Here is a 3195-nt window from a genome sequence, read left to right as displayed (position 1 = left end):
AATATAGGCTTAATAGAGCCGTATTTTTGATAATTCGCCAGAAAATCGGCAGCCGGAAAAATTCAATGAAGTGCTTAAAGCCAATCCAATCGCTTCCCCAAATCCCTTTGGTAACCACATAATTTTTAAAAGCAATTTGCACGCCAGCCATCGGTACATATTTAAAAATAAGTAAATATAGAAGTGACGGCAGAATAATCAGATAGAGCTGCCAATTTTTCTTCATCATTCTAACTGCTATACTCATGGTAACTCTCCCTCCAGGCTGCAATTAATTTATACCTATTTTTAAGCGCTTACAAGGACTATCATAATAGACTGTCGAACAAATTTATAGGGATCATTTTTAAGATGAACTGTCCATTCATAAGGTGGTGTGCCTCATCCCAAAGAAGCTTGCTTTCAACTATCAGAACTTGTCTATCGTTAAAAAAATGGCAATAGGCTACATTGTGATCATTTTCATTCCCATCATCTCGTTCGGACTGTTCCTTTATAATCAGAACTATAACAGCTTTCTAGAAGAATACGCGCAAGGCAGACAAAAAATCGTGAATCAAGTGTTAAATAATATAAGTATCAGCACCGTGCAGATCGAATTAGCCTATCAACTTTTCCAAAATAATTCGAATACAATCGCCTATTTAAGCGGAAATTATCGGACTGACTTTGATCAAGTCTCCAACTTTTTGACCTATATCCGCCCCTTATTTTCCTATATTTTGTCATCCAATCGCATGATTGACGGTATGACCATCTATATGGAACAGCAAAACGGGATGATTTTCCGACCGGAAATGGCCAAGATGGACGAGTTTAAGCTGGAAGAAAGCATTACAAAGCTTCCACTTGGTGTAGGGAAATGGGTGACATCGAGCAACGTATCCGATCCAAACATCAACCTCCATTATGTGCACAAAATAGGGAATCGGAATTTCGAACAGGACATCGGTCTACTCGATATTAAAGTGACCTCCAAGTTAATTAAACCGTTGTTTGAATCGTTAAATTTGAATAGCAAAAGCAATTTATATGTGCTTGATCAGGATCACCAGGTCATCTCGCGCATTGCAAAAATCCCCTTAAACAAGGAATCAGAAAAAGCGATTTTGGACAATGCCTTCCAAGCAAAAACGAGGTACTTCTATCAAACTGTGGGCGGCAATAAAATGCTGATTGAATCTTTTTTTGCGGACAGTTTGAAGCTGCATTTTGTCATGATGGAACAGGTTGATGATGTGTTTAGTGGGATCAAAATGAACAAATATGTACTCGTCATGCTCGTAACGATCCTACTATTGACGCTTTCCGGACGGTACACCGATCCGAAATGTTGAGGAAGGAATCCGCCTATCAGATGATGCAAGCGCAAATCAAACCTCATTTCCTTTACAATACGCTTGAGTCGATACGCATGATTGCAGAAGCTAACGATGACCCGGAAGCTGCTGAGATGTCCTATACGCTTGGCAAGCTTTTCCGCTATAGTTTATCAGGATCAAAAAGTGAAACGACCTTGAAAGATGAGGTTGAAAATGTCAAAGACTATATCAAAATTCAGCAGATCAGGCTCGCTGACCGGCTGCAAGTAACTTTCATGATTGACGCTGCTATCGATCACTTTATCTGTCCCCACTATATTCTGCAGCCTATGATTGAAAATAGTATTGTCCATGGGATTGCTACCGTAAGAAAACAAGTTACCCTCTCCATTCGAATTTGGGAAGATGCCTTGTTCATGTTCATAGCAGTTAGTGACACGGGTGCAGGTATCGCGGAGGATCTGCTAGCTCGAGTTCAAGATGTTTTAAATGGCAAAATTGATGCTTCACATTTGCAGAACGGCGGCGGTGGTATCGGCATCGTGAATGTCAATGAACGTATAAAAATATTCTTTGGCGAAGGTTCCGGTACCCAGATAACGAGTAAGCTTAGCGAGGGAACGACTTGTTTGCTCAAATTAGGCAAGGGGGCAGCACAATGAAGCTGATGGTTATCGATGACGAACCTATCCTATTGAACGGCATCATCCGTATGATTCAGAAAGCGAATACGTCTTTTACCGAGATCGTCGGAGCCAGTGATGGCATTGATGCGCTGCAAAAGTTGGAATCCTTTCAGCCTGACTTGATTCTAACGGATATTCATATGCCTGAAATGGATGGGCTCGCCCTTATTAAGGAGATACAAGCTCAACATCTTGGTAATCGCTTCATTATTATTACGGGCTATGACGACTTTACTTATGCTAGGCAGGCCCTGCGCTACCAAGTGGTAGACTATTTATTAAAACCAATTAATAAGGATGAACTGATAGGCGTGCTCGCGAAAGTCGAACATACCATTAGGTTGGAACAGCGTCACATGAGAGATCATGACCTGCTGATGCTGAAAGAACATATCCTTTATAACACGCCATTTGAGGACATGCCGCTCAAGCCAGAGCAGCTGCAGCTCCTCCTTCCTGATGCGTTCACGACAATTCTAGTATTTCAATCCTATGAAAACACACCCATGTTGACAGCCGAACGTCTTGAACAACTCTGTAACTTGCTATCCGAGATGAATTTCAAAGCTCATTCTTTTCAATCCCGATTTTTACGGCAAGCCGTTCTTATCATTAACGGTTTACATGTRCCAACAGATTCCGAGCTTCAGCTTGCATGTGCCGATCTGTCTAATACAGAAAATACGCAATGCAGCGGACTATCGATTGGTGGCAGCGGCAGAATGAGTGATATAGATGGCCTGCGGGAGCTGTACATTGAAGCAATGGCTTCGATGTTATTCAATCAGCGCCATACGAACTGCAGCATGACTGTATGTCGACAAGCATCTGCGACAATTGGCAGTGAATTGACTCTTGTCCAAAAGAGCGATCGTTCGATTGCTGAGACTCTAGAACAAATCGAAAAGGACATGCAGTCTCTGCATCTTCGTTTCTCAGAAGGCGATAACTGCAACGTCAAGCTGCGCGAACTATATTTCAACCTTGTAAACGATTACTACCCAAGATTTGGGACAACGCTCGATGTTGCACCAGAGTCGAAAATCACAGGGCAACTCCTTCCCTTCGATCGGCGTCCAGAGCATCAACAGCCTCACACTCAGGCTATCGATAAAATCGTTACCTTTGTAGAACAAAATTACAAATTGGATCTATCCCTAGATGTGGTTGCCGACCATGTACAGATG

3 protein-coding genes and 1 pseudogene are annotated in these 3195 nt (G+C 42.1%); 3 read left to right on the top strand and 1 reads right to left on the bottom strand.

Translation table 11 applies throughout. The features are described from left to right. Positions 1-247, bottom strand: a pseudogene (locus tag AC1DUA_RS35740) (sugar ABC transporter permease); the annotation flags it as partial. A 205-nt stretch (positions 248-452) separates the two neighbouring features. On the opposite strand from AC1DUA_RS35740, the gene AC1DUA_RS35735 reads away from it, so the two are divergent. From AC1DUA_RS35735 to AC1DUA_RS35725, 3 genes are all read left to right on the top strand, one after another. After that, positions 453-1337 carry a hypothetical protein gene (locus AC1DUA_RS35735; RefSeq protein WP_477504253.1) on the top strand — a complete coding sequence of 295 codons (885 nt, stop codon included), beginning with the start codon at positions 453-455 and terminating at the stop codon, positions 1335-1337. Positions 1338-1357: 20 nt separating this feature from the next. Next, the gene (locus AC1DUA_RS35730) at positions 1358-1984 is read left to right on the top strand and encodes a sensor histidine kinase (RefSeq protein WP_477504252.1); all 627 of its coding nucleotides are present in this window, start codon (positions 1358-1360) and stop codon (positions 1982-1984) included. Further along, positions 1981-3195: response regulator (locus tag AC1DUA_RS35725; protein ID WP_477504251.1), on the top strand; the 1215-nt coding region annotated here is incomplete at its 3' end. The genes AC1DUA_RS35730 and AC1DUA_RS35725, both read left to right, overlap by 4 nt.

It is taken from the genome of Paenibacillus sp. 01T422, assembly GCF_056398785.1.
Note: the sequence above shows the minus strand (reverse complement) of the source record. Positions and strands in the feature narration are given on the sequence as shown.

Coding starts and splice junctions, on each gene's coding strand:
- AC1DUA_RS35730 (WP_477504252.1), top strand. CDS start 1,358: ATGATGCAAGCGCAAATCAAACCTCATTTCCTTTACAATACGCTTGAG.